This is a genomic window from Deltaproteobacteria bacterium (assembly GCA_029860075.1).
GTDB lineage: Bacteria > Desulfobacterota > JADFVX01 > JADFVX01 > JADFVX01 > JAOUBX01.
Genome location: JAOUBX010000063.1, coordinates 1 through 21,565 on the forward strand (window position 1 = coordinate 1; position 21,565 = coordinate 21,565).

A 21,565-nucleotide genomic window follows, 5' to 3' on the forward strand; every position below is an offset into this window, starting at 1 on the left:
TGAAAAGCTAAAATCTGTTTGCAATCCCCATAGAGATAGAGTATAGATGTAACATTAAATCCAGCGGCTAAGTTCAACCTCATTTTATCTGTTAATGCCGCTGGCACTACAGATAAAACGCTAATTGATATCAAGTTTATGTAATAATCATCCTGCCACAAGGCTATGTTAGATGGAGTAAATCAAGTATAGGAATTTTCAATAGTGGAAATCCTTGATCTAATTGGAGGCTCTGTTTCTGGATCAATATGAACATCAATAATTGTCGGCATATTAGATGCGATAACTTTTGACATTAATTCTTTGTTAAGTTCTCCTGGCTTTGTAATCCGGATTCCTTGAGCCCCTATTGATTCGGCCATTTTTACAAAGTCTACATTCTTGTACCGTGATGAAAATCCCTCTGGTGTGGATAGCAATTTTTTACCATGATAAATCATTCCAAATTGGGAGTCATTAAGTATTATCCAGATGACAGCCTTATCATAATTAACGGCCGTAGCCACCTCCATACCATTCATCAGGAATCCACCGTCTCCGACAATGGCGACAACCGGCTTGTCGGGGGCTGCAAACTTGCCGCCTATAGATGCTGCAACACCGAACCCCATTGATGCAAATCCTAATCCTGTAAAAAAGCTATAAGGTCTTTTTATTTCAAGGTAATGTGTTGCCCAGGCCCAGTTGTTTCCTATATCGATGAAGAAAATTGTATCGTCAGGACAGGAATCGTTAATATCTTGCATTAACCGTTGTGGCAAAATAGGAATTTGATTAGAAGAAAGTTTATCAGGCTCAATACATCGTCTGTGTTGCTTTTTAAAAGTGACAAATGTTTGAAATCTCTCTTCAATTTTTTTTTCTATGTTTTCCTTTTCTTTTTTCAGTTGTCTTTTGATCTCAAAAAGCATTTCAGTAATAGCCGCTTCAGCATCACCTACAAGGGCAACTGTAAATGGATAGTTATTTCCAATTTCATGCAAATCGATATCAATTTGAATGAGCGCTTTAGTTGGCATCAAACGACTATCCCAGCCATGTGTTCCCCATTCATTAAAGCTGGTACCGATTGCCAGCAATCCGTCTATTTTTCTTATATCTTTTCCATTCAATAAATATGCTGCTGAAAGAGGTGTGCCTGCCGTACCGAAAACGCCAAGAGAAAGAGGGTGATTTTCAGGAAAAACACCTTTGGATTTTGGTGTAGTGGCAACAGGTATCTTAAGCCTTTCTGCTAATTGAATTAACTTATCTGCCGCTCTTGAAATGGTTACGCCATTTCCCACCAAAATAGCCGGGCGTTTGAAGGATAATAGCAGCGCCACCGCTTCTTTAACACTCTCCCTGTCAAAGCATACAGAGTTGGGGATGAATTTCTCAGCATCAACGACGTCATTCTTCACTTTATGGTCCATCACATCTACGGGCAGGTTGAGATGAACTGGTCCCGGCCTTCCCGTTAAGGCAAGGCGTAAAGCCTTCCTCATCATAGTTCCTGTCGTTTCTGCATTGATAATCATCGCATTATGTTTAGTTAAGAAGCGAAACATTTCAACGACATTGATTCCCTCATAGGTAGATTCCTGAAAGGCGCCTTTGCCGAAAAATTTGGTGGATACCTGGCCTGTTAAAGCCAATACAGGAATTGAGTCGGCAAATGCCGTTGCAAGGCCGGTAACCAGGTTTGTTGCACCTGGACCTGCTGTGGAACAGCAAACCCCTAGCTTTTGACTTACACGGGCATATCCGTCAGCCATAAAAGCGGCTCCTTGTTCATGCTTGGTTACGATTCCATTAATTTTCTCACTATGGTGTATAGCAATATTCAATGGCTCAAGGACACCTCCCGGAATTCCAAAAACATACTCCGTTCCAATTTCTTCCAGGTGTTTTACTAAGAGTTCTGATGCTTTCAATGAGTTTTCTCCAATAGAATTTTATTTAGCTTTAATGCTGCATCCATTGCCGTCATTCCTGTATGAATTCCATAATTATGAGCTATATTATTGACGGCAGAAATTATTCCAGATTCATATGTGTCTCTTCCATTCCCAATGCATGCACTAAATGCATCTACAGTTGCTGCCGGTATGCCTTCTTTCTCAAAAATATCCAGACCTTTAATTCCTGCATTTTCTTTGCCCTTGCCGGCATCATTAAATATGGCAGCGCCAGGTGAGAACTTTAGCATATATCTGGCTGCCGATTCTCCACCATGTGAGCCACATAGAATAATGTTACTGCCTTGTGTCGCATCCATATAAACTGCTGAATCCATGGTCACGATGCTGCAATATTGATTTTTTAAAATAACATTTATCATTTCAGAGTGATTGATCCAATAGGAAAGTAAGTTTCTTTATCCTAAATAATAACGATAATTCTTCTTTAATCTTATTCAGTTGAATGGTTTTGTCTAAGTTTAAAATACTTACGGAAGTCATGTTGCTTTTTTTGAACAAGTTCCATGAGTTATTGCTGGAGGGATATTTAAGTCACAAACCCAATCGCCTGACAGGGCATTTACATTTTGATAGGTAATAAAGAAATCCATGTCGTATAAGATCAGGATTGCTTTCCTAAGAGCTTCTTGCAAAGAATATAAAAAGTATCTTTTTTCTTTCGAATATGAGTTTTCTTTAACACGTTGTATTTCGGCTTCATTGTTTATATGCTTCAAAATTTATACTGCACATCAAATGTATAACTGACACCTTCTCTCGGGAAATCGTTGTAAACCTTCAGGGGAGCCGGATCTTTATAATCTCTATCCAACAGATTATGAATAGAAGCTCTCAGAGAAAGATCCTCAATAAAATTTTCTGCAATAAGAGTCAAATCAACGAGCTCATAAGCTGATGAAGACGACCTTGGGTCGCCGGAAGCCCTTGGCCTTTCACCATGAATATGGATATTAGTATTAAGATTTAAATAGTGACCTAAGCCAGTATTTATTCCAATATTAGCTTTGTTGGCCGTAATATCAGGAAGCCTTGCCCCGGTATCATCATCCTCGCTGTTTTGGTGTGTATAGTTCAGGTAAGCAAAACTATTTTTTGAGAAATTTATTTTTCCATCAAACTCTATCCCCCATATTTTTGCCCCCCCACCGTTTTCATATCTAGAACCAGGGGCATAAGGTTTTAGTTCAACTTTATCTTTAAAAATATTATTAAAGTAAGTTAAATGAGTTGATGCATTGCCTATACTTACCTCATAGGTAGTCATTTTCTCTGGATCCAGATCTTGGTTTCCAATGACAGCATCATTGTTTTTATTGTAAAGTTCTTCAAATGAAGGCGCTCTGAATGCTGTTCCATATAGGAGTTTTGCTATCCATTTTCCTGAAAATTTCCATACCATGGCTGCTCTCGGATTTGTTGTCTCACCGAAATCTGAATAATGATCATTTCTGACACCAAGTGTAATATCTACGTTTTCCCTGATACTCCAAACATCCTGCAAGTATGTTGCCCAAACTTCCCTCGATTTTTCCTGGTTCCAGTTGCCAAGCGCTGTTACATCTCTTACCTCGCCTGAAGGGTAAAGACCCTTGGATACAGGGTGATAATTAGCTTTATACTTTACTTCATATTGTTCTCTTTTTTCCCATAGAATTCCTAACGTCAGAATGTTGCTGTCAGCTATCTGATAATCAAACTGAGATTCTACTCCTTTTGTTCTTTCTTTAGCGCTAGGTATTGCTATAACCCCCTCTGGTGGAACTTTTGATTCAGGTTGAAGTTCCCACTTGGTTTCCCAATGAAATTCATCGTAATAAAGTTTTGAAGATATCTTGCTTTTCGTAAATTTCTTATCATGCTTCAACTCTACGAAATATTGATCTACATAAGTTTTGGATTCATCGTTTAGGGCATAGAGAATGCCAAGATATACCCCCTTTCTTCGAGTCAAATATTTAGAATTTAATGAAAAGTCTTTATAAGAAAGCTTCAGTCCTGTATCAATCTTCTCCTCAAAGTCTTTAGTTTTACCGGGCGCATCTCCAGCTGTTCCTAAATCATCGCTTTCAATAGTTAATTTAGCGCCATCTGTTTTGAAATAGTCGGCATAAAAAGCAATATTGTAATTATCGAAATCTTTTCCTGCCTGAAGATTAGCATTCCTGGTATTAAAGCTTCCACCACCACCAGAGATAAGTACGCCATCCATATCTTTGCCGTCTTTAGTGATAACATTAATAACAGCAGAAAAAGCATTACTTCCATATAGCGCTGAACCTGGTCCACGAATAATTTCAATTCTTTTAATATTGTCTACTGTAAGGCTGTCAAAAGCCCATGTAGGGCCTCCTGACAGGTTGTTGTTAACGGAATGTCCATCAATGAGTAATTTAACCTTTTCAGAAATTACAGTTTTGATTCCCCTGATCTCAATCTCCTCTTTTCCATAATAACCTTTTGTAATATGAATACCGGGTATTTTGTTGAGTATATCCATAATGTCTCTGGCGCCCATATTACGGATCTCACCTTCTTTGATGACTGACGCAATGGCTGGCGCTTCTGAAAGTTTCTGAGGTTGTAGTGTGGCGGAAACAAGCACTTCTTCCTCTTCGAAGAAGAGGAGCATTTCTTCCTCTGTTCTCATGAGTGGCCTGGCAAATTTATTGTTTGATGAAGATGCGTAGGAGTAAATGGGGGTAAGGATTATTGATAAAAATGTGATTATTACGGAGAACCTGATCATTGTTTAATCCCTCCTTTTAACAGAACACAAAAAAGGTGTTCTTGCACAAGTTTAAGTCCCAATGCAAATCAATCGGGAGAAATTCACGGGACTACTTAAAATGCAGATAGCAGCAATTACATAATCCTGCTTAAAACTGTTTGAAAAAAATAGTTTTCTTCAAACAGGTGATTGAGTTTATTTAGAGGGTGGCATTCCTTTTGTTAATTACTTTTCGCGCTAGATTCTACATCTAACAACCTGTCTTGTAAACAGTTTTTTTTATTTTGACTAATTTTTTTTATTATTTTTGTTCGTTATCTTGATTATGTTGATCAAAAAGGTAAACATTTGATTGCATTTAAATTACTCAAAAGATAAAGTTTTTAGTGATTTATCTTTTTTTAAAAGATGTTATTAAACATTATGTGCGCTCCGGGGAGAATGTAAAGTGATTCAAGCCAGGAAATTTTATTGACTCAAACATTTTTGCAAAAAAACTTCACTGTTTGTTGTGGGTGTAATAATTATTAAAAGCGGGCCTGAAATTGAAAAATAGCATTTTCGGTACGAATCCCTGAAGGGGTGAAGGGGTGAATTGGTGGCGGTGCAGGGAATTGAACCCCGGACACTACGGATATGAGCCGTATGCTCTAACCATCTGAGCTACACCGCCAAGAACTCCATAATGTACAAAAAAAGGGGGTTCATGTCAAGAAAAATGCACTAATGTTTTCACTTCCTTTTACCTTGCTCATAAAGAACCTCATTTGCTATGATTGGGGCGATTAATTTACAGGCGGTTAGTGATTATGTCCATAATTGAAGAAGCCAGAAGGGTGCTCAGGGTTGAAGCGGATGCCGTATTGTCCCTGATGGATAGCATCGGGGGGGATTTTGAAAAGGCAGTGGAGATGATCTTTGCCTGTAAAGGGAAGGTTGTTATCACCGGTATGGGTAAGTCGGGGCTGATCTGTCAGAAGATAGCGTCGACCATGGCCAGTACAGGAACACCTGCCTTTTTTCTCCATCCTGCCGAAGGTGTTCACGGGGACCTGGGAATGCTTGCCAGGGGTGATGTTGTTATGGCTGTTTCCAACAGCGGGGAGACGGAAGAGGTCATCAGGATTCTTCCCGTTATCAGGCGATTGGGACTTAACCTGATTAGCGTTGCCGGCAAGATCGATTCAACGCTTGCCAAAAGGGGCGATGCCTTTCTCCATGTAGCCGTCAAGGAGGAGGCCTGTCCTTTAGGGCTTGCACCAACAGCAAGTACGACGGCAACCCTTGCCCTTGGTGATGCCCTTGCTGTGGCGCTAATGTACAGGAGAGGTTTCAAGGAAGAGGATTTTGCCTTTTATCATCCTGCCGGTTCTTTGGGAAAGAGCCTTCTTATGAAGGTCTCTGATCTCATGCATACCGATGACAGGATTCCCGTTGTTTATGAGAACAGTTCCGTAAAGGACGCTATCTATGAAATGTCATCCAAGGGATTCGGGGTGACGGCCGTATTGTCGGAAAATGGAGAGTTTGTCGGTGTTATTTCTGATGGTGATTTAAGGCGCGCTCTTGAAAAAGACGGCAATATTATCAATGCCGTCGCCTCTGATATTATGACGAAGAATCCCAAAAAAATATCACCTCATGCGTTGGCAGCCAAGGCGCTTGGCTTTATGGAGGAACGAAAGATCACCTCGCTCTTTGTTGACTCCGGCGAGGGGGGAAGGCCCGTCGGTATTGTTCATCTGCACGATTTATTACAGTCGGGAGTTGTTTAGTTATGGGCAGTCATATTAATGAAAAATTAAAAAAAATCAAAATCCTGCTGCTCGATGTGGATGGTGTCATGACTGATGGCAGTATTACTATTGATAACAAGGGTGTGGAGAGCAAGTCCTTCCACGTGAGGGACGGCCATGGGATAAAGCTCCTGCAGCGTGCCGGAGTTAAAGTCGGCATTATTACGGGCAGGGACTCGAAGGTTGTTCTTCACAGGGCGGCCGAACTGGGTATTGAAATCATATACCAGGGGATAAAGGTAAAAATGGAGGCTTTTACCCGTATCCTGGAAAATGAGAAAGTAAGCGCTCAGGAAGTGGCCTATGTGGGAGATGATGTGGTTGATCTTCCTGTCCTGAGAGAAGCAGGTTTTTCCGTTGCTGTAGCTGATGCCTCGCATGTTATTCTCTCTCATGTCGATTATGTAACGAAAAAGTGTGGGGGCAGGGGGGCCGTCAGAGAAGTGACTGATTTGATCCTTGAGGGAAAAGGCCTCTGGAGTGAGGTCATGGGAAGGTACTTTTAAGATGGATTACTCTATTGAAAGAAGTGAAGGTTTTTCTGCGCTAAATCCCGCCGCAGCTGGATTTCATAGAGTCGTGATGCCTGAAAATAGTGACTTTACGGTAATTCTGCAATCTTTACTTGAACAAGCTTTTTGTGATATCTTTCTACTATGAAAAGGCTAAAGCTGGCCTTTGCGCTCCTGATTCTTATCGTCATGTCTGTCATGGGTTATCTGCTTTACAGAAATATTGATCTCATCGTTAAGGATGAATCTCCTGTAGAGTTTGCTAAAGAGGGGGCCGATTATTCACTTACAGCGCCGCAATTTATTGAAATGGATGGGGACCGCATAGTTCTTGAAGTAAAAGCCAGGGAGGCTTCTTACTTTAAGGAGGATGATTCAGCCCATCTTGTTAAGCCGAGAATTGAATACCTTGGCCGGGACAATAAAAAGTTTGTCATTGTCGGGAATCGCGGCAAGGTATTTACGGAAAGAAATATCGTCTTGCTTGACGGGGATGTAAGGCTTTCCACCAGTGACGGTTATTTGCTGGAAACACCATCAGTAGAATATCGGGGTAATGAAAAAATCGCTTATACGGATAAGAAGGTCAGGATTAGGGGGGGCGGCTTCGATATAAAGGGAGCCGGATTTGAGGCCGATATGGAGAATGAAAAATTTCGGATTAATAAAAATGTTGAAGCGCTTTTTGATGAGTCTATTAAGGAACAGGCTCCTGACTAGACCCGGTTGGCTGGTCCTGATAGTTTTTGTTCTTTTATGTGGTGGAATTGCTGATGTTTTTGCGGAAGAACAGGCAGGCGCTGCACGGAGTCCCATCAAAATAACGTCAGACCAGTTGGAGGCCGATAAGAAATCAGGCCTTGTAAAATTCATGGGAAATGTCGTCGCTGTTCATGAAGATGCGACTATTATGTCCAAGACGCTCACTGTGTATTATGACAGTAATAATAATATGAAGAAAATAGACGCAGTCGGTGATGTAAGGATTAATCAGCAGGACAGGGTGGGGACCTGTAAAAAGGCGACTTTCTTTCCTGGAGAGAAGAAGATTATCATGAGTGGGGACCCCCGCTTGTGGAGAGAGGATGGCATTATATCGGGGAGCCTCATTACCATCTACATTGACAGTGATAAAATGGATGTTGATGATGCCGTATTCAATATGCGTCCCCAAAATAGCAAGAATGAAACTCCTCCTGCCGGGAATGGAAAAGAAAACTGATGGCCAAACTTGAGGTTAGGGGTCTTACCAAGTCGTACAAAAAGAGAAGGGTCGTTGATGGTATTGACCTTGAAGTGACTTCAGGTGAAGTGGTAGGGCTTCTGGGGCCGAATGGCGCCGGCAAAACAACGACTTTCTATATGATGGTTGGGCTTGTCAGACCCGATGGTGGCGTGGTAAATTATGAAGGTGAAGATATTTCTGCGCTTCCCATGTACAAGCGGGCCAGAAAAGGGATAGGTTATCTTCCTCAGGAAGCATCCATCTTCCGGAAGCTGACTGTGAGGGATAATATTATGGCAATCCTGGAAACGCTCAATATGACGAAGGAAGAGATGGATGAACGTCTGGCTAACCTGCTTAATGATTTCAGGATTACCCATATTGCCGACAGCTACGGTTTTGCCCTGTCGGGAGGTGAAAGGCGAAGAGTTGAAATTTCTCGCGCCCTCGTAACTTCACCCTCTTTTATTTTGCTTGATGAGCCCTTTTCAGGAATAGACCCTATCGCCGTTATCGATATTCAAAATATCATTATTCAACTGAAAAACAGGGGCATAGGCGTTGTTATTTCTGATCACAATGTGCGAGAGACACTCGGTGTTTGTGACAGAGCTTATATTGTAAATGAAGGAAAGGTTATGGAAAGTGGTTCTCCCGATGTTATAGTGAATTCTGAAAAGGCGAGAAAAATATATCTTGGAGAAAAATTTACCCTTTAAGGGGCAGAGATTTTTATGGACCTTAGACAAACATTAAAACTGACCCAGCAGCTCGTTATGACCCCTCAACTGCAGCAGGCAATCAAGCTGCTGCAGATGTCGAGGCTGGAAATGATCGAGACCATCAATGAAGAGATGGAGATTAATCCGGCCCTTGAAGAGACAATGGAGCAGGAGGAGTCGGCTGAACCCCGTGATAAGGATGCCGAACTAAAGGAAAAGGTGATGGATGATATCACGGAAGATGTGTCGTCCATGAATGCCTCGGAGAAAGAGATCGATTGGGAACAGTACCTTGAAAGCTACAGCAGCACCGAATATACGTCAACGAGCTATGAAAGAGAAGAAGCGCCCTCTTATGAAAACATTCTTAAAAGCAGGGATACCCTTGCCGATCATTTGAGATGGCAGATGAGGGTTTCCCATCTCAATGACAGGGAGAGGTCCATTGCTGATTTCATAATCGGCAACATAGCTGATGATGGTTATCTGAAGGCAACAGTAGAAGAGATTGTTGAATCAACGGGAGCAGGAGTTGAAGAGATTGAGTCTGTTCTTGCTGTTGTTCAGGAGTTTGATCCCGTTGGTGTGGCTGCGAGAGACCTCAATGAGTGCCTTCTCAAACAGGCTAAGTACCTTGGACTGGAAGATTCCCTTGTGGGAGATATTATAAGGTATCATCTGCCTGACATTGAAAAGAGAAAGCTTTCACTCATTGCCAAGGAACAGAAGGTCAGTATGGATGAGGTTGTGGCTGCAGTGAAAGTTATCTCCGAAATGGAGCCCAGGCCGGGAAGGGACTTTTCTGATGAAACAGTTCAGTATATAACTCCGGATCTCTACGTATATAAAATGGATGGTGAATATGTCATTGTCCAGAATGATGAAGGTCTGCCCCGGCTAAGGATAAGCAATTATTACAGGAGTATCCTGGAAAAGGGAGTCAAAAAGGGTGATGCCAAGGAGTATGTGCAGGAGAAAATCAGATCCGCTCTATGGCTTATCAAAAGTATTCATCAGCGTCAACGCACTATCTATAAAGTCATGGAGAGCATTCTCAAGTTTCAGAGAGATTTCTTCGACAGGGGCGTGGAGCATTTAAAGCCCCTCGTTCTCAAGGATGTTGCCGAAGATATCGGTATGCATGAATCGACCATCAGCAGAGTTACCAATAATAAATACGTTCACACCTCTCATGGTATTTTTGAACTTAAGTTCTTTTTTAACAGCGGTATCGGCCGTCAGGGTGAAGGTGATATTGCCTCTGAAAGTGTTAAGGAAAAGATCAGGCATATTGTCTCCGGAGAGAACCCCAGGAAGCCGCTAAGTGATCAGGCCATTGTTGATCTCCTTAAAGAGGCCGGAATCAATATTGCGAGAAGGACTGTTACCAAGTACAGGGAGATGATGGGTATTGCTTCCTCGTCGAAGAGAAAAAAGCTATTTTAATCGCTCCTTATTGAAATAACTAAAAATCATTATTCCTCACGCCCGCAAAATAATTCCCTTGACAAAATAGCTGTGTTTGATGTATATTCCGCTTTTTATTCAGCTTTCAGAAGGGATTTATAAATATGAGAACGTATGTGCCTAAAAGTGGAGAAATTGAAAGAAAGTGGCGTCTTGTCGATGCCGATGGTAAGGTTGTCGGCCGCCTTGCTACAGAGATAGCAGACATCCTCAGAGGAAAGAATAAGCCCAACTTTACGCCTCACCTTGATACAGGTGACTTTGTCGTTGTGGTTAATGCTGATAAGGTAAGGTTTACCGGTAAAAAGATGTCGGACAAGGTTTATTATCACCACACGGGATTTCCTGGTGGTATTAAAGGGATTACGGCGGAAAAGGCCCTTGAGAAGGATCCGGGGAAGATTATTGTTGAGGCTGTCAAGGGAATGCTTCCCAAGAATAAGCTCCGTAAAGTGTTTATGAGCAAGCTCAAGGTTTATGCAGGTAATGATCATCCTCATGCTGCACAGCAGCCTGAGGCAGTGAATATATAAATTGGCGAGGAGAATAAATGGCTGAGTCTGTATTTAGAACAACAGGAAAGAGAAAGTCTTCCGTTGCAAGAGTAATAATGAAAAGCGGCAAAGGGAAAATTACGGTTAACAAAAGACCCCTTGAAGAGTACTTTGGTACGGAAATTTTAAGGATGATAGTAAAACAGCCCCTTGACCTTACTAATAAAGCTGAAAGTTTTGATATGTCTGTTAATGTCTGTGGCGGTGGTGTTTCCGGTCAGGCAGGCGCCATCAAGCATGGTATTACCAAGGCGCTTATCGAGCATGATCCCGAACTGAGGGCTGCTCTTAAGAAGGCAGGCTATATTACAAGAGATTCAAGAATAAAGGAAAGAAAGAAATACGGCCGCAAAAAGGCAAGAAAGAGCTTCCAGTTCTCCAAGAGATAAGGAAGCGATTCACATACCCTATCAGGGGAGGTCGTTGGACCTCCCCTTTTTTGTATTCAATTTTGGTAGTATAAAGATAAATTTCTCTCTATTCACGCAGTAAGTTGTTTCACGAAAGAATGTTAATGAGCCTTCTCGGAGGCAGGGTAAAGATATGATTAAGGCAGCTGTAATCGGTGCAACAGGTTATACCGGGCTCGAATTGGTGCGGATTCTACTGACCCATCCTCATGTTGAGTTGACTGTACTTACCTCCAGAAGTCAGGTGGGGACTCCTTATTCGGAACTTTTCCCTCTTTTTAAGGGAATGACTTCTCTTAAAGTGGAGGAATTTGACGCCAAAAAGATAGCAGGCAATGCTCATGTTGCCTTTACGGCCCTTCCCCATGGTTATTCCATGGAATCCGTTGCCAACCTTGTTGAAGAAGGGATTAAGGTTGTTGATCTTAGTGCTGATTTTCGCTTTTCCAATTTAAGTGTATACAAGGATTGGTACGCAGAGCATCAGTTCCCAAACCTTGCCGGGGAGGCCGTATACGGTCTTCCGGAGCTTAACAGGGAAAAGATCAGAACTGGCCGGCTCATAGGGAATCCCGGCTGTTATCCGACAAGCGTTATCCTGGCCCTTGCTCCGTTTATTAATGAAAATATCCTCGATAAAAAGAGCATTGTCGTCAATTCTGCATCCGGTGTAAGCGGAGCAGGGAGAAGCGCATCACTGGGGAATATATTTTGTGAGGCTAACGAAAGCTACAAGGCCTACAAGGTGGGGGGGCATCGTCACTTGCCCGAGATTGAAGAAATACTTGGCTCGCTTTGCGGTGAAGACATTCCTATTACCTTTACGCCTCACCTTCTTCCCATGAACCGGGGTATATTGAGCACCATCACTGCCTCTTTGACAAAGGATGCTTCAACTGGAGAGCTTATTCATTTTGTTGCGGAACATTATCGTAATGAACCTTTTGTGCGGGTCTGCTCCGAGGGAAAGTACCCCGATACGGCTATGGTCAGGGGGAGCAATTATTGTGATATAGGTCTTAAGGTGGATGAGCGAACAGGGCGCTTGATTATCGTCTCGGCAATTGATAATCTTGTCAAAGGCGCGTCGGGACAGGCAATCCAGAATATGAACATTATTTGTGGTTTAAATGAGGATGAAGGGCTTAAAGGGGCGCCTTTATCTCTTTAAAGGGTTTTGATCGCTTGAAAGTTACGGCAATATTACCGGCAAGGTATGCATCTACCCGCTTTGAGGGAAAACCTCTGGCAGATATCCTGGGCAAACCGATGATCCAGCATGTTTATGAGCGGGTTAAAATGGCGAAAAATGTTGAAAATGTCCTTGTTGCTACCGATGATCAAAGGATCTTTGATGCGGTGGCTGCCTTTGGCGGTGAAGTGCTAATGACTTCATCCCATCACCCGACGGGGACGGACAGGCTGGCTGAGGTTGCCGCTGGAATCGATTCCGATTTTATTGTCAATGTCCAGGGAGATGAACCTCTCATTCAGCCCGAAATGATAGATGAAGCGATTGCGCCCATGATTGACGATCCTTCCCTCGTCATGGGGACATTAAAGTGCCTTATTAAAGAGCCTGAAACGCTTAAAGAGAGCGATATTGTCAAGGTTGTTGTTGATAAAGATGACTTTGCCCTTTATTTTTCAAGGTTTCCCATTCCCTTTGTTCGTGATGAAAGCGGGGAGGGGAGGGCAGTCAATTATTTCAGGCATATTGGATTATACGTTTATAAAAGGCAGTTTCTTCTCGACTTTGCGGCCATGAAACCTTCTCCCCTGGAGAATGCCGAGAAGCTGGAGCAGTTAAGAGCGCTTGAAAATGGATTTAAGATCAAGGTTGTTACCACGGATCATGAATCAATTGGTGTGGATAGGCCTGAAGATCTGGAAAAAGTGAAAGAAATCATGAAGGAGATGACTTAAAGGGATATGAATAAACCTAAAAAATATATTTTTGTAACCGGTGGCGTTGTTTCTTCGCTTGGCAAAGGGCTGGCTGCAGCTTCTATCGGGGCGCTTATGGAGGCGAGGGGGCTGAAGGTGACCATGCAAAAGCTCGATCCTTATATTAATGTAGATCCCGGAACGATGAGTCCCTTTCAGCATGGAGAGGTTTTTGTTACTGATGACGGCGCCGAGACGGATCTTGACCTTGGCCACTATGAGAGATACATTTCTACACGAATGTCAAAGAAGAATAACTTTACCACTGGACAGGTCTATGACACGGTTCTCACAAAGGAGCGAAGGGGTGATTATCTGGGAGGAACGGTCCAGGTTATTCCCCATATAACCGATGAAATCAAAAGGCGGATAAATGAGGTGTCCCGGGAGCACGACATCGCCATAATAGAGGTTGGCGGAACGGTAGGTGATATTGAGTCGCTCCCTTTTCTTGAGGCCATCAGGCAATGCAAGTACGATTTAGGTGCTGAAAATGTATTGTATGTTCACCTCACACTTGTTCCCTATATTCCCGGCGCCGGTGAATTAAAAACCAAACCTACCCAGCACAGTGTTAAAGAGCTTCGCGAGATAGGTATTCAGCCTGATATCCTTCTTTGCAGGGCTGACAGGATGTTGCCGGCCGAGATGAAGGAAAAAATTGCCCTCTTTTGTAATGTTGATAAGGATGCCGTTATTTCCGCCGTCGATGTAGATAACATCTACAGGGTTCCCACTTTTTTTAACGAAGAAGGACTTGATGCCAAGATTGCGGCAAAGCTCAACATCTGGACGGGGCAGCCCCGCCTTGAAAAGTGGGCGGAAATTTATAAAAAGGTAACTTCCCCGGCTGATGAGGTGAAAATTGCTATTGCAGGAAAATATGTGGAACTCAAGGAGTCCTACAAGAGCCTTAATGAAGCGCTTATTCATGGTGGAATAGCCAATGATTGCGGGGTTCAGCTCGAATATATCGATACTGAAGAAATAGAGAAAAAGGGCATAGGCAGTTTGCTTGATGATGTTCATGGAATCCTTGTTCCCGGCGGTTTTGGCGCCAGGGGGGTAGAAGGGAAGGTCGATGTTATCAGGCATGCCAGGGAAAAGAGGATTCCTTTTCTGGGAATCTGTCTCGGCATGCAGCTTTCCGTTGTTGAATTTGCGCGAAATGTTTGCGGACTGGAAGGTGCAAACAGCTATGAGTTTGATGAAACGACGGAACATGCTGTGATCCATCTCATGGAATCTCAGAAAAGCCTTGAAGACCTGGGTGGAACGATGCGCCTTGGCGCATACAAGTGCCGGTTGAGAGAAGGAACCTTTTCCTATGCTTCATACAAGAAAAAAGAGGTAAGCGAACGTCATCGCCACCGTTACGAATTTAATAACAAGTACAGGAAGAGTATTGAAGGAAAGGGGATGGTTATCAGCGGTATTTATGAGGAGGGAGCTCTCGTCGAGATTGTCGAGATCAAGGACCACCCCTGGTTTGTTGCCTGCCAGTTCCACCCTGAATTTAAATCACGTCCCGTCGATCCTCATCCGCTCTTTGCCGGTTTTGTGCAGGCCGCTATGGGAAACAGGGGCGCCGGAAAGCAGTAATGAAGGTTATTCAGGTAAAAAAACTCTCCTTAAGTGATGATTCGCTATTTGTTATCGCCGGTCCCTGTGTCATTGAAAATGAGAAGGACACCATCGAAGCCGCAAAAAGGCTGAAAGAGATAGCTGAGGAGCTTGCCCTGCCTCTTGTCTTCAAGGCTTCCTACGACAAGGGCAACCGCAGCTCCGTAAATTCTTTCAGAGGCCCGGGGATTAAAGCGGGTCTGGAGATTCTTAAAAAGGTGGGAGATCAACTTGATCTGCCTGTTATTTCGGATATTCACGGCATTGAAGAAATAGGCTCTGCATCGCAAGTGCTCGATATTATCCAGATTCCTGCCTTTCTATGCCGCCAGACGGACCTGCTTGTTGAAACGGCGAAGACGGGAAAAGTGGTCAATGTCAAGAAGGGGCAGTTTATGGCTCCCTGGGATATGAAGAATGTTATTGAAAAGATAAGGTCGGCAGGTAACGAAAAGATCATCCTTACAGAAAGAGGAAGTACTTTCGGATATAATAATCTCGTGACGGACATGAGGGCTTTTCCCATGATGAATGAATTTGGCTACCCTGTTATCTTTGATGCGACCCATTCGGTCCAACTCCCGGGTGGTGCAGGCTCATCGTCGGCTGGACAGAGAGAGTTTGTGGCCCCGCTGGCAAGGGCGGCTGTCGCTGCAGGCGCCAGGGGCCTTTTTCTTGAAGTCCATGAAAATCCTGAAAAAGCGCTTTGCGACGGACCGAACTCACTGGCCATTGATGATGTTAAGGCTTTATTATTATCGCTTAAGACCATCCATTCCGCCATATAGTCATATCCTTTTAATCTCTCAAACCTGCTGTCAAAACATAGCCTCCGGGGCGCCTTTGTCCGTTAATTTAGGGCTTTACATTTCCAGCTTATCTATTATAATAAATAGTTCACAATCAAAGAGGAGTTCGTAAATCTTAAATGAAATTCTATAATTTTCTTGCAATTGTTCTTCTTAACCTCTTTATTATTTTACCTTCACATTCGCATGCCTTCCTCGATGCTGACAAAACAGGTGGAATGAGTGAAATATACATTAACGGGACAAGGATAAAGGTTGAGGGCGCATTCATTGAATGGTACGAGAAGGATGATATTTCAATAAGATCAAAGGGCGTGGAAGTTTCTCTCAATATTGATAATTCCCAGTCGGAAAAGGATAAAAACTTCGATATCATTGTAAGCAATATAAATCCCGGTATAACGGAGGTTATCGGTTGGGCGGGTGGTGAAATCAAAAAGGAAGTTAATAAGCTTGTCCTGCCTGTGAGCGTTAAGTCAAAAAAAATAGCCGTTTACAAACTTGCTCCCAAAAGGGCTGACGACAACTTTAAATTTATGGTTTTTGGAGAGAGCAGGGGAGGGGAAAACGTATTTAAAAGAATACTTGGCGATATCAATTACCGGAAACCGGCCTTTGCCATAAGTTGCGGGGATATGGTGGAAAATGCTTCGGCCGGCGCTTATAAAAATTTTATAAAAGATATAGAAACGGTAACTGTGCCTTTTCTTACTGTTCCGGGCAGTGCTGAAGTAGGTGAGGGGGGCGGCAGTCTCTATGAAGATAACTTTGGCGCAACCTATTACTCTTTTGATTACAAAAAGGCGCATTTCATCATCCTTGATAATGGCGATGGAAGAATCAGTGAGGAACAGTTTTTATGGCTGGAAAAGGACCTCATGCAAAATAAGGCCGTAAATACCTTTGTTTTTATGCACCTGCCACCTTTTGACCCGAGGCCCGGCAGACCAGGGCTAATGAAGGTTGCCGGTCAGAACCAGAGGCTTTCCTCCCTTTTTGAAAAATACCATGTTTCCATCGTATTTACTTCAGGAATACACAGCTACTTCAAGGAAGAAGTTAAAGGCGTTACTTACATTGTTACCGGTGGCGGCGGGTCTGAACTCGCCTCTACAGATTCTTTTTATAATTATCTCATTGTTGAAGTTACGGGAGACAAGGTCAAGGATAAACTTATAAAGCTGACTGCACCGCCTGTATCCTGGTATAGCACGCTTTTTTATAAAGTAAAGGTATATGTCAAAAATTCATTTCAGACGCACCCTGTCAAGAGTTTTTTCCTTTCAATCGTCTTATTGATTATTTTATCAGTCATATTCAGACTCTTCTTCGAAAGGTTTTTTAAACCGGGCAAAAAGCGCAGAATATCGATATAGTTTATATAAACTGTAATGATTCGGTATTAACTTATGTTTTCCAGGCTTAAAGAGGATATCTCGGTAGTTTTTGAAAGGGATCCTGCTGCCCGAAGTATTTTGGAAGTCATCACCTGTTATCCCGGTTTTCATGCCATACTGTTCTACAGGGTATGCCATAAATTATGGATTAATGGCTTTAAATTTCCGGCCAGGTTTATCTCTCACTTAGGACGTTTTTTGACGGGTATAGAAATTCACCCCGGCGCCAGAATAGGAGCAAGGTTTTTTATAGATCACGGCATGGGGATCGTCATTGGTGAAACGGCCGAAGTAGGTGACGATGTAACCATTTATCACGGCGTTACCCTTGGGGGCACAAGCTGGAAAAAGGAAAAGCGTCATCCCACCATAGAAAATAATGTCGTTATCGGTGCAGGAGCGAAGATACTCGGTCCCTTTATAATCGGGAAAAACAGCATGATTGGCGCGGGGTCTGTCGTTGTTAAGCCCGTTCCCAGTCACTCTACCGTGGTCGGTGTTCCCGGCAGGGTCGTTTACAGGGACCTTGGAGAAGGCGAAATGGAACATCATCTCCTGCCGGACCCTGAGGCGAAAGCCATTGCCTGTCTCTTTGAGCAGGTCAAGGAACTGGAAGGCAAGGTAAAGCTTATCGAGGAAAAAACAGGCCTTGCCAAAGCTGCCGGGAAAGAAGCCAAAGATGAAGAAAAGCGGGATGACCTTGAAATCTTTCTCCATGGCGCCGGTATATAAAACCTCCTTCAGGTGTCGGAAATCTACAAACTGCATCGTCACAATTTTCCATGAAAAGAGTTTATTTCGATTATAATGCCACTACTCCCCTGGATCCCCAGGCAGCCCTGGCCGTAGAAAGAGGACTAACAAATATTTTCGGTAATCCTTCCAGTATTCACAGGGAAGGTTGTGCCGCAAAAAGGGAACTCGATGATGCCCGTCATGAAATGGCCTCATTTCTTGGATGCCATAGCGATGAGATTATTTTTAGCGGCAGTGGTTCAGAGAGTAACAATCTTGCCATTAAGGGGATTGCCGAAAGCTACAGGGAAAAGGGCTCTCACATTGTTACTTCAGTTGTTGAGCATCCTTCCGTTTTGAAAACCTGCCAATATCTTGAAAGCAGGGGCTATCAGGTAACCTATCTGCCCGTTGATGAGAAAGGTTTTTTCAGTCTCGCTGACCTGGCATCGGCAGTTACAGATGAAACGGTCCTTGTTACATTAATGATGGCAAATAATGAAACAGGTATTATCAGTCCCGTAAGAGAGGCTGCCGCCATAGCTCAGGAAAGGGGCGCGCTGTTTCATACCGATGCTGTGCAGGCAGTGGGGAAAATAAATGTCAACGTGCAAGACCTCGGTGTGGATCTGCTCTCCCTTGCAGGCCATAAATTTTACGGACCAAAGGGAAGCGCTGTGCTCTATGTTAAAAAGGGTGTTAAGGTAGAACCTCAGAATCATGGTGGCGGACAGGAAGGTTCATTGAGAGCAGGCACTGAAAATATTCCTGCCATTATGGGACTTGCCGAGGCATCGAAAGGGGCAAAGGCTTTGCAGCCGGCAGAATATAAAAAAATGCAAAATCTGAGAGAGCTGTTGAAAGAAGGGCTTTGCCGCGAGATTGACTATGTATCTTTTAATGGAGAGAGTGAACATACTTTGCCTAATACGCTCAGTGTAACCTTTGATGGAATTAGCGGAGAGTCTCTTATTATGGCCCTTGATCTGGAAGGTTTTTCGCTCTCTGCGGGCTCTGCCTGTGCATCGGGCGCCATCAAACCTTCCCATGTTTTGACGGCAATGGGCCTTGATGAGGATAAAATCAAAGGGACCATCCGCATCAGCCTGGGCCGGTGGAATACAAAAGAGGATGTGGAGAATTTTCTTAACGTTCTTCCAACTGTCTTAAAACGGCTTGGAAAAGGCTGAATTCAGATTAATAGCGCTTAATATAATGAATATAGATAAGAAAAAGAGGATTGCCGTAGCCATGAGTGGCGGTGTTGACAGTTCTGCTGCTGCGCTCATACTTAAAAATGAGGGTTATGACGTTATCGGCATTTCCATGAAGCTATGGGAGGGAAGCTCCAAGGCAAGAAAAAGCTGCTGTTCCCTTGAAGATTTTCGTGATGCGAGACGAGTGGCTGACATAATCGGTATTCCCTATTATGTGGTCAATATGCAAAATGATTTTATGGAAAGGGTGATAAAGCCTTTTATTTCTGATTATATGGAAGGGAAAACGCCCAATCCCTGTGTGTTGTGCAACAGTGAAATGAAATTTGATCTCCTTATTGAAAAGGCGGCCCACCTTGGTGCCGATTATCTCGCAACGGGGCATTATGCTATTATCGAGCGTGACGAGAGCTGCCAGCGGTATATTCTGAAAAAGGGGAGAGATGAGAGTAAGGACCAGAGCTACTTTCTCTTTTCCATGACCGGGGAACAGCTATCGAAGGTGATCTTTCCTCTTGGCAGTTATGTGAAGGATGAAGTGAGAGAAATTTTAAGAGGCGCCCGTATTACCATTGCCGACAAGGAAGAGAGCCAGGATATCTGTTTTGTAGAAGAGGGGAACTATTCGGCTTTTATTGATAAAAATAGCGCTGTCAGTCCAGTCAAAAAAGGCAGGATAGTTTCTCAATGGGGAGAAGTGCTGGGTGAACATGAGGGGATTTACCGGTTTACCATGGGACAGCGCAGAGGCCTCGGCATTTCATCGGATAGACGATTGTATGTTACCGGCTTCGATTATAAAAATAATTATGTCATTGTTGGAGATGAAGAGGATTTAATGTCTCCCGGTCTTATTGCATGTAATGTGAACTGGATTTCAATGGAAGATCTTGACCGTGAGATAGAAGCATCGGTGAAAATCAGGTATAGCCGGGATGACCATAAAGCAACACTCTCTCCTCTTGGGAATGGAAGGGTAAAAGTCTCTTTTGCCGATGCCCAGCGGGCGGTGACACCGGGGCAGGCGGTTGTTTTTTTCAGAGATGATGAGATTCTCGGTGGCGGCTGGATTGAGAAAGCTGCAAAATGAAGCAGGCCTCGCTCATAACATTGGGTTGCAAGGTCAATTCCTATGATACGGCTGTCATCTGGGAAGGGCTCGAGAAAAAAGGCTACCGCCTTTCCGACAGGGTGGAATGGGCTCATGTTTACGTCATTAATACCTGCACCGTAACGAACAGCGCCGGTTCTCAGGCCAGGCAGATAATCAGGAAGGTAAAAAGATTAAATCCCTCCTCACTTGTTGTCGTTACGGGCTGTTATGCCCAGGTAAGTCCTGATGAAGTGGCTGCTGTTGAAGGCGTCGATTATGTTGTTGGAAACCAGGAAAAGAGCAGAATTTTTGATATTTTAGAAAAAGAGGGTCCTCAGCGTGATTCCAGGGTAGAAGTCGGAAACATTTTTAAGGTAAAAGAGATTGACTCTAAACCCATATCGGGCTTTAACGGCAGAAGCAGGGCCTTTCTCAAGATCCAGGATGGTTGTGAGGCCTTTTGCACTTATTGTATTGTCCCCTATGCCAGGGGGAGAAGCAGAAGTCAGTTGCCTGAAAGTGTAGAGGAGCAGGTTCTTGCCCTTGCCGGTAACGGGTTTAGTGAAATTGTTCTCACAGGAATACACCTTGGAGCTTACGGCCTCGACCTTGAAGAGAAAACAAGCCTCCTCGGCCTGCTTAAAAGACTTGATGCGCTTCCCCTTAATATGCGTTTTCGCATCAGTTCCGTCGAACCGACGGAGATAGACGATGAAATGCTCGAATTTCTTGTTTCATCAAAAAAAATATGCAGGCATCTCCATATTCCCCTTCAAAGCGGTGATGATGATACGCTTAAGCAGATGGATAGAAAATATGATACTGCCTTCTACCGGTCAAAAATAGAAAAGATACATAAAAGCTGGAAAGGGGTATCCATCGGTATCGATATTATGGCCGGTTTTCCCGGTGAGTCTGAAGAGGCCTTTCAAAAGAGCTATAATTTTATAAAAGACCTTCCCGCAGCCTATCTTCACGTATTTCCCTATTCAAAGAGAAAGGGAACACCGGCTGCCGCCATGACAGATCACATCAATCCCTCTGTCATAAAAGAGAGATGCGCCGTGTTAAGAGATCTTGGTAATAAGAAAAAAAATGCCTTTTGCCGTAGTAATATAGGGAAAAGGCTGACTGTTCTGGCCATTGGTGAGAAGGAGGGATATTTGAAAGCTCTCTCTGATAATTATCTTGAGATTATGATCAGCTGCAATCCTGTTGATGATCCTCTGCCATTTAGTGTAAAAGTCACGGAACTTATTGATTTTACCTGCTATGGGGAGCTTGTTTAAGCTTTTTTTACGTTATCTTGTTGTTGACTGGCGCAAAAGTTGCAGATATAATGCGCAAAAACTTGCTAAGTATAAGG

21 protein-coding genes and 1 tRNA gene are annotated in these 21,565 nt (G+C 43.4%); 17 read left to right on the forward strand and 5 right to left on the reverse strand.

What is annotated here, in order from left to right:
• Positions 1–182: 182 nt before the first annotated feature.
• From OEV42_16170 to OEV42_16190, 5 genes are all read right to left on the reverse strand, one after another.
• Entirely contained in the window at positions 183–1,916 is a 1,734-nt protein-coding gene (locus OEV42_16170) for a thiamine pyrophosphate-binding protein (GenBank protein ID MDH3975810.1), read from the reverse strand.
• A complete protein-coding gene (locus OEV42_16175) occupies positions 1,913–2,323 on the reverse strand; it encodes a hypothetical protein (protein MDH3975811.1) in 411 nt (136 codons plus the stop codon). Before OEV42_16175 ends, OEV42_16170 begins: the two co-directional genes overlap by 4 nt.
• Positions 2,324–2,440: 117 nt before the next feature.
• Positions 2,441–2,680: a hypothetical protein gene (locus tag OEV42_16180; protein MDH3975812.1), complete on the reverse strand. Its 240-nt coding sequence runs from the start codon at positions 2,678–2,680 to the stop codon at positions 2,441–2,443.
• On the reverse strand, positions 2,677–4,710 hold the full coding sequence (locus OEV42_16185; protein ID MDH3975813.1) for a TonB-dependent receptor: 2,034 nt from the start codon (positions 4,708–4,710) through the stop codon (positions 2,677–2,679). Before OEV42_16185 ends, OEV42_16180 begins: the two co-directional genes overlap by 4 nt.
• Before the next feature lie 578 nt (positions 4,711–5,288).
• Positions 5,289–5,365, reverse strand: a tRNA-Met gene (locus tag OEV42_16190).
• Positions 5,366–5,501: 136 nt separating this feature from the next.
• Here OEV42_16190 and OEV42_16195 point away from each other — a divergent pair.
• The 17 genes from OEV42_16195 to mtaB all read left to right on the forward strand — a co-directional run bounded on the left by OEV42_16195 (position 5,502) and on the right by mtaB (position 21,488).
• Positions 5,502–6,467, forward strand: coding sequence for a KpsF/GutQ family sugar-phosphate isomerase (locus OEV42_16195; GenBank protein MDH3975814.1), 966 nt, complete (start codon positions 5,502–5,504; stop codon positions 6,465–6,467).
• Positions 6,468–6,469: 2 nt separating this feature from the next.
• Entirely contained in the window at positions 6,470–6,994 is a 525-nt protein-coding gene (locus tag OEV42_16200; GenBank protein ID MDH3975815.1) for an HAD-IIIA family hydrolase, read from the forward strand.
• Positions 6,995–7,144: 150 nt separating this feature from the next.
• A complete protein-coding gene (gene lptC, locus OEV42_16205; protein ID MDH3975816.1) occupies positions 7,145–7,720 on the forward strand; it encodes an LPS export ABC transporter periplasmic protein LptC in 576 nt (191 codons plus the stop codon).
• Positions 7,689–8,222 (forward strand): LptA/OstA family protein, encoded by a 534-nt coding sequence (locus OEV42_16210; protein MDH3975817.1) that lies wholly within the window; start codon positions 7,689–7,691, stop codon positions 8,220–8,222. The genes lptC and OEV42_16210 overlap by 32 nt, the downstream gene beginning before the upstream one ends.
• A complete protein-coding gene (gene lptB / locus OEV42_16215; protein ID MDH3975818.1) occupies positions 8,222–8,944 on the forward strand; it encodes an LPS export ABC transporter ATP-binding protein in 723 nt (240 codons plus the stop codon). The genes OEV42_16210 and lptB overlap by 1 nt, the downstream gene beginning before the upstream one ends.
• A gap of 9 nt (positions 8,945–8,953) precedes the next feature.
• Positions 8,954–10,393, forward strand: a complete 1,440-nt coding sequence (gene rpoN / locus OEV42_16220; protein ID MDH3975819.1) for an RNA polymerase factor sigma-54 — start codon at positions 8,954–8,956, stop codon at positions 10,391–10,393.
• Positions 10,394–10,518: 125 nt separating this feature from the next.
• Complete coding sequence (gene rplM / locus OEV42_16225) at positions 10,519–10,947, forward strand: 50S ribosomal protein L13 (GenBank protein MDH3975820.1); 429 nt, start codon at positions 10,519–10,521, stop codon at positions 10,945–10,947.
• A 17-nt stretch (positions 10,948–10,964) separates the two neighbouring features.
• Positions 10,965–11,357, forward strand: a complete 393-nt coding sequence (gene rpsI, locus OEV42_16230; GenBank protein MDH3975821.1) for a 30S ribosomal protein S9 — start codon at positions 10,965–10,967, stop codon at positions 11,355–11,357.
• Positions 11,358–11,511: 154 nt separating this feature from the next.
• Entirely contained in the window at positions 11,512–12,549 is a 1,038-nt protein-coding gene (argC, locus tag OEV42_16235) for an N-acetyl-gamma-glutamyl-phosphate reductase (GenBank protein MDH3975822.1), read from the forward strand.
• Positions 12,550–12,563: 14 nt separating this feature from the next.
• Positions 12,564–13,304: a 3-deoxy-manno-octulosonate cytidylyltransferase gene (kdsB, locus tag OEV42_16240; protein MDH3975823.1), complete on the forward strand. Its 741-nt coding sequence runs from the start codon at positions 12,564–12,566 to the stop codon at positions 13,302–13,304.
• A 6-nt stretch (positions 13,305–13,310) separates the two neighbouring features.
• On the forward strand, positions 13,311–14,927 hold the full coding sequence (locus tag OEV42_16245) for a CTP synthase (protein ID MDH3975824.1): 1,617 nt from the start codon (positions 13,311–13,313) through the stop codon (positions 14,925–14,927).
• Entirely contained in the window at positions 14,927–15,736 is an 810-nt protein-coding gene (gene kdsA, locus OEV42_16250) for a 3-deoxy-8-phosphooctulonate synthase (protein ID MDH3975825.1), read from the forward strand. The genes OEV42_16245 and kdsA overlap by 1 nt, the downstream gene beginning before the upstream one ends.
• A gap of 140 nt (positions 15,737–15,876) precedes the next feature.
• Positions 15,877–17,133, forward strand: a complete 1,257-nt coding sequence (locus OEV42_16255; protein ID MDH3975826.1) for a hypothetical protein — start codon at positions 15,877–15,879, stop codon at positions 17,131–17,133.
• A 33-nt stretch (positions 17,134–17,166) separates the two neighbouring features.
• Entirely contained in the window at positions 17,167–17,886 is a 720-nt protein-coding gene (gene cysE / locus OEV42_16260) for a serine O-acetyltransferase (protein MDH3975827.1), read from the forward strand.
• 50 nt (positions 17,887–17,936) lie between these two features.
• Positions 17,937–19,079 carry a cysteine desulfurase gene (locus OEV42_16265; GenBank protein ID MDH3975828.1) on the forward strand — a complete coding sequence of 381 codons (1,143 nt, stop codon included), beginning with the start codon at positions 17,937–17,939 and terminating at the stop codon, positions 19,077–19,079.
• A gap of 25 nt (positions 19,080–19,104) precedes the next feature.
• Positions 19,105–20,196, forward strand: a complete 1,092-nt coding sequence (mnmA, locus tag OEV42_16270) for a tRNA 2-thiouridine(34) synthase MnmA (GenBank protein MDH3975829.1) — start codon at positions 19,105–19,107, stop codon at positions 20,194–20,196.
• Entirely contained in the window at positions 20,193–21,488 is a 1,296-nt protein-coding gene (gene mtaB / locus OEV42_16275; protein ID MDH3975830.1) for a tRNA (N(6)-L-threonylcarbamoyladenosine(37)-C(2))-methylthiotransferase MtaB, read from the forward strand. Before mnmA ends, mtaB begins: the two co-directional genes overlap by 4 nt.
• The last annotated feature ends 77 nt before the right edge of the window (positions 21,489–21,565 follow it).

Coding starts and splice junctions, on each gene's coding strand:
- lptC (MDH3975816.1), top strand. CDS start 7,145: ATGAAAAGGCTAAAGCTGGCCTTTGCGCTCCTGATTCTTATCGTCATG.
- mtaB (MDH3975830.1), top strand. CDS start 20,193: ATGAAGCAGGCCTCGCTCATAACATTGGGTTGCAAGGTCAATTCCTAT.
- OEV42_16255 (MDH3975826.1), top strand. CDS start 15,877: ATGAAATTCTATAATTTTCTTGCAATTGTTCTTCTTAACCTCTTTATT.
- rpsI (MDH3975821.1), top strand. CDS start 10,965: ATGGCTGAGTCTGTATTTAGAACAACAGGAAAGAGAAAGTCTTCCGTT.
- OEV42_16265 (MDH3975828.1), top strand. CDS start 17,937: ATGAAAAGAGTTTATTTCGATTATAATGCCACTACTCCCCTGGATCCC.
- OEV42_16200 (MDH3975815.1), top strand. CDS start 6,470: ATGGGCAGTCATATTAATGAAAAATTAAAAAAAATCAAAATCCTGCTG.
- OEV42_16195 (MDH3975814.1), top strand. CDS start 5,502: ATGTCCATAATTGAAGAAGCCAGAAGGGTGCTCAGGGTTGAAGCGGAT.
- cysE (MDH3975827.1), top strand. CDS start 17,167: ATGTTTTCCAGGCTTAAAGAGGATATCTCGGTAGTTTTTGAAAGGGAT.
- kdsA (MDH3975825.1), top strand. CDS start 14,927: ATGAAGGTTATTCAGGTAAAAAAACTCTCCTTAAGTGATGATTCGCTA.
- argC (MDH3975822.1), top strand. CDS start 11,512: ATGATTAAGGCAGCTGTAATCGGTGCAACAGGTTATACCGGGCTCGAA.
- mnmA (MDH3975829.1), top strand. CDS start 19,105: ATGAATATAGATAAGAAAAAGAGGATTGCCGTAGCCATGAGTGGCGGT.
- OEV42_16185 (MDH3975813.1), bottom strand. CDS start 4,710: ATGATCAGGTTCTCCGTAATAATCACATTTTTATCAATAATCCTTACC.
- OEV42_16210 (MDH3975817.1), top strand. CDS start 7,689: ATGAGTCTATTAAGGAACAGGCTCCTGACTAGACCCGGTTGGCTGGTC.
- OEV42_16245 (MDH3975824.1), top strand. CDS start 13,311: ATGAATAAACCTAAAAAATATATTTTTGTAACCGGTGGCGTTGTTTCT.
- lptB (MDH3975818.1), top strand. CDS start 8,222: ATGGCCAAACTTGAGGTTAGGGGTCTTACCAAGTCGTACAAAAAGAGA.
- rplM (MDH3975820.1), top strand. CDS start 10,519: ATGAGAACGTATGTGCCTAAAAGTGGAGAAATTGAAAGAAAGTGGCGT.
- OEV42_16175 (MDH3975811.1), bottom strand. CDS start 2,323: ATGATAAATGTTATTTTAAAAAATCAATATTGCAGCATCGTGACCATG.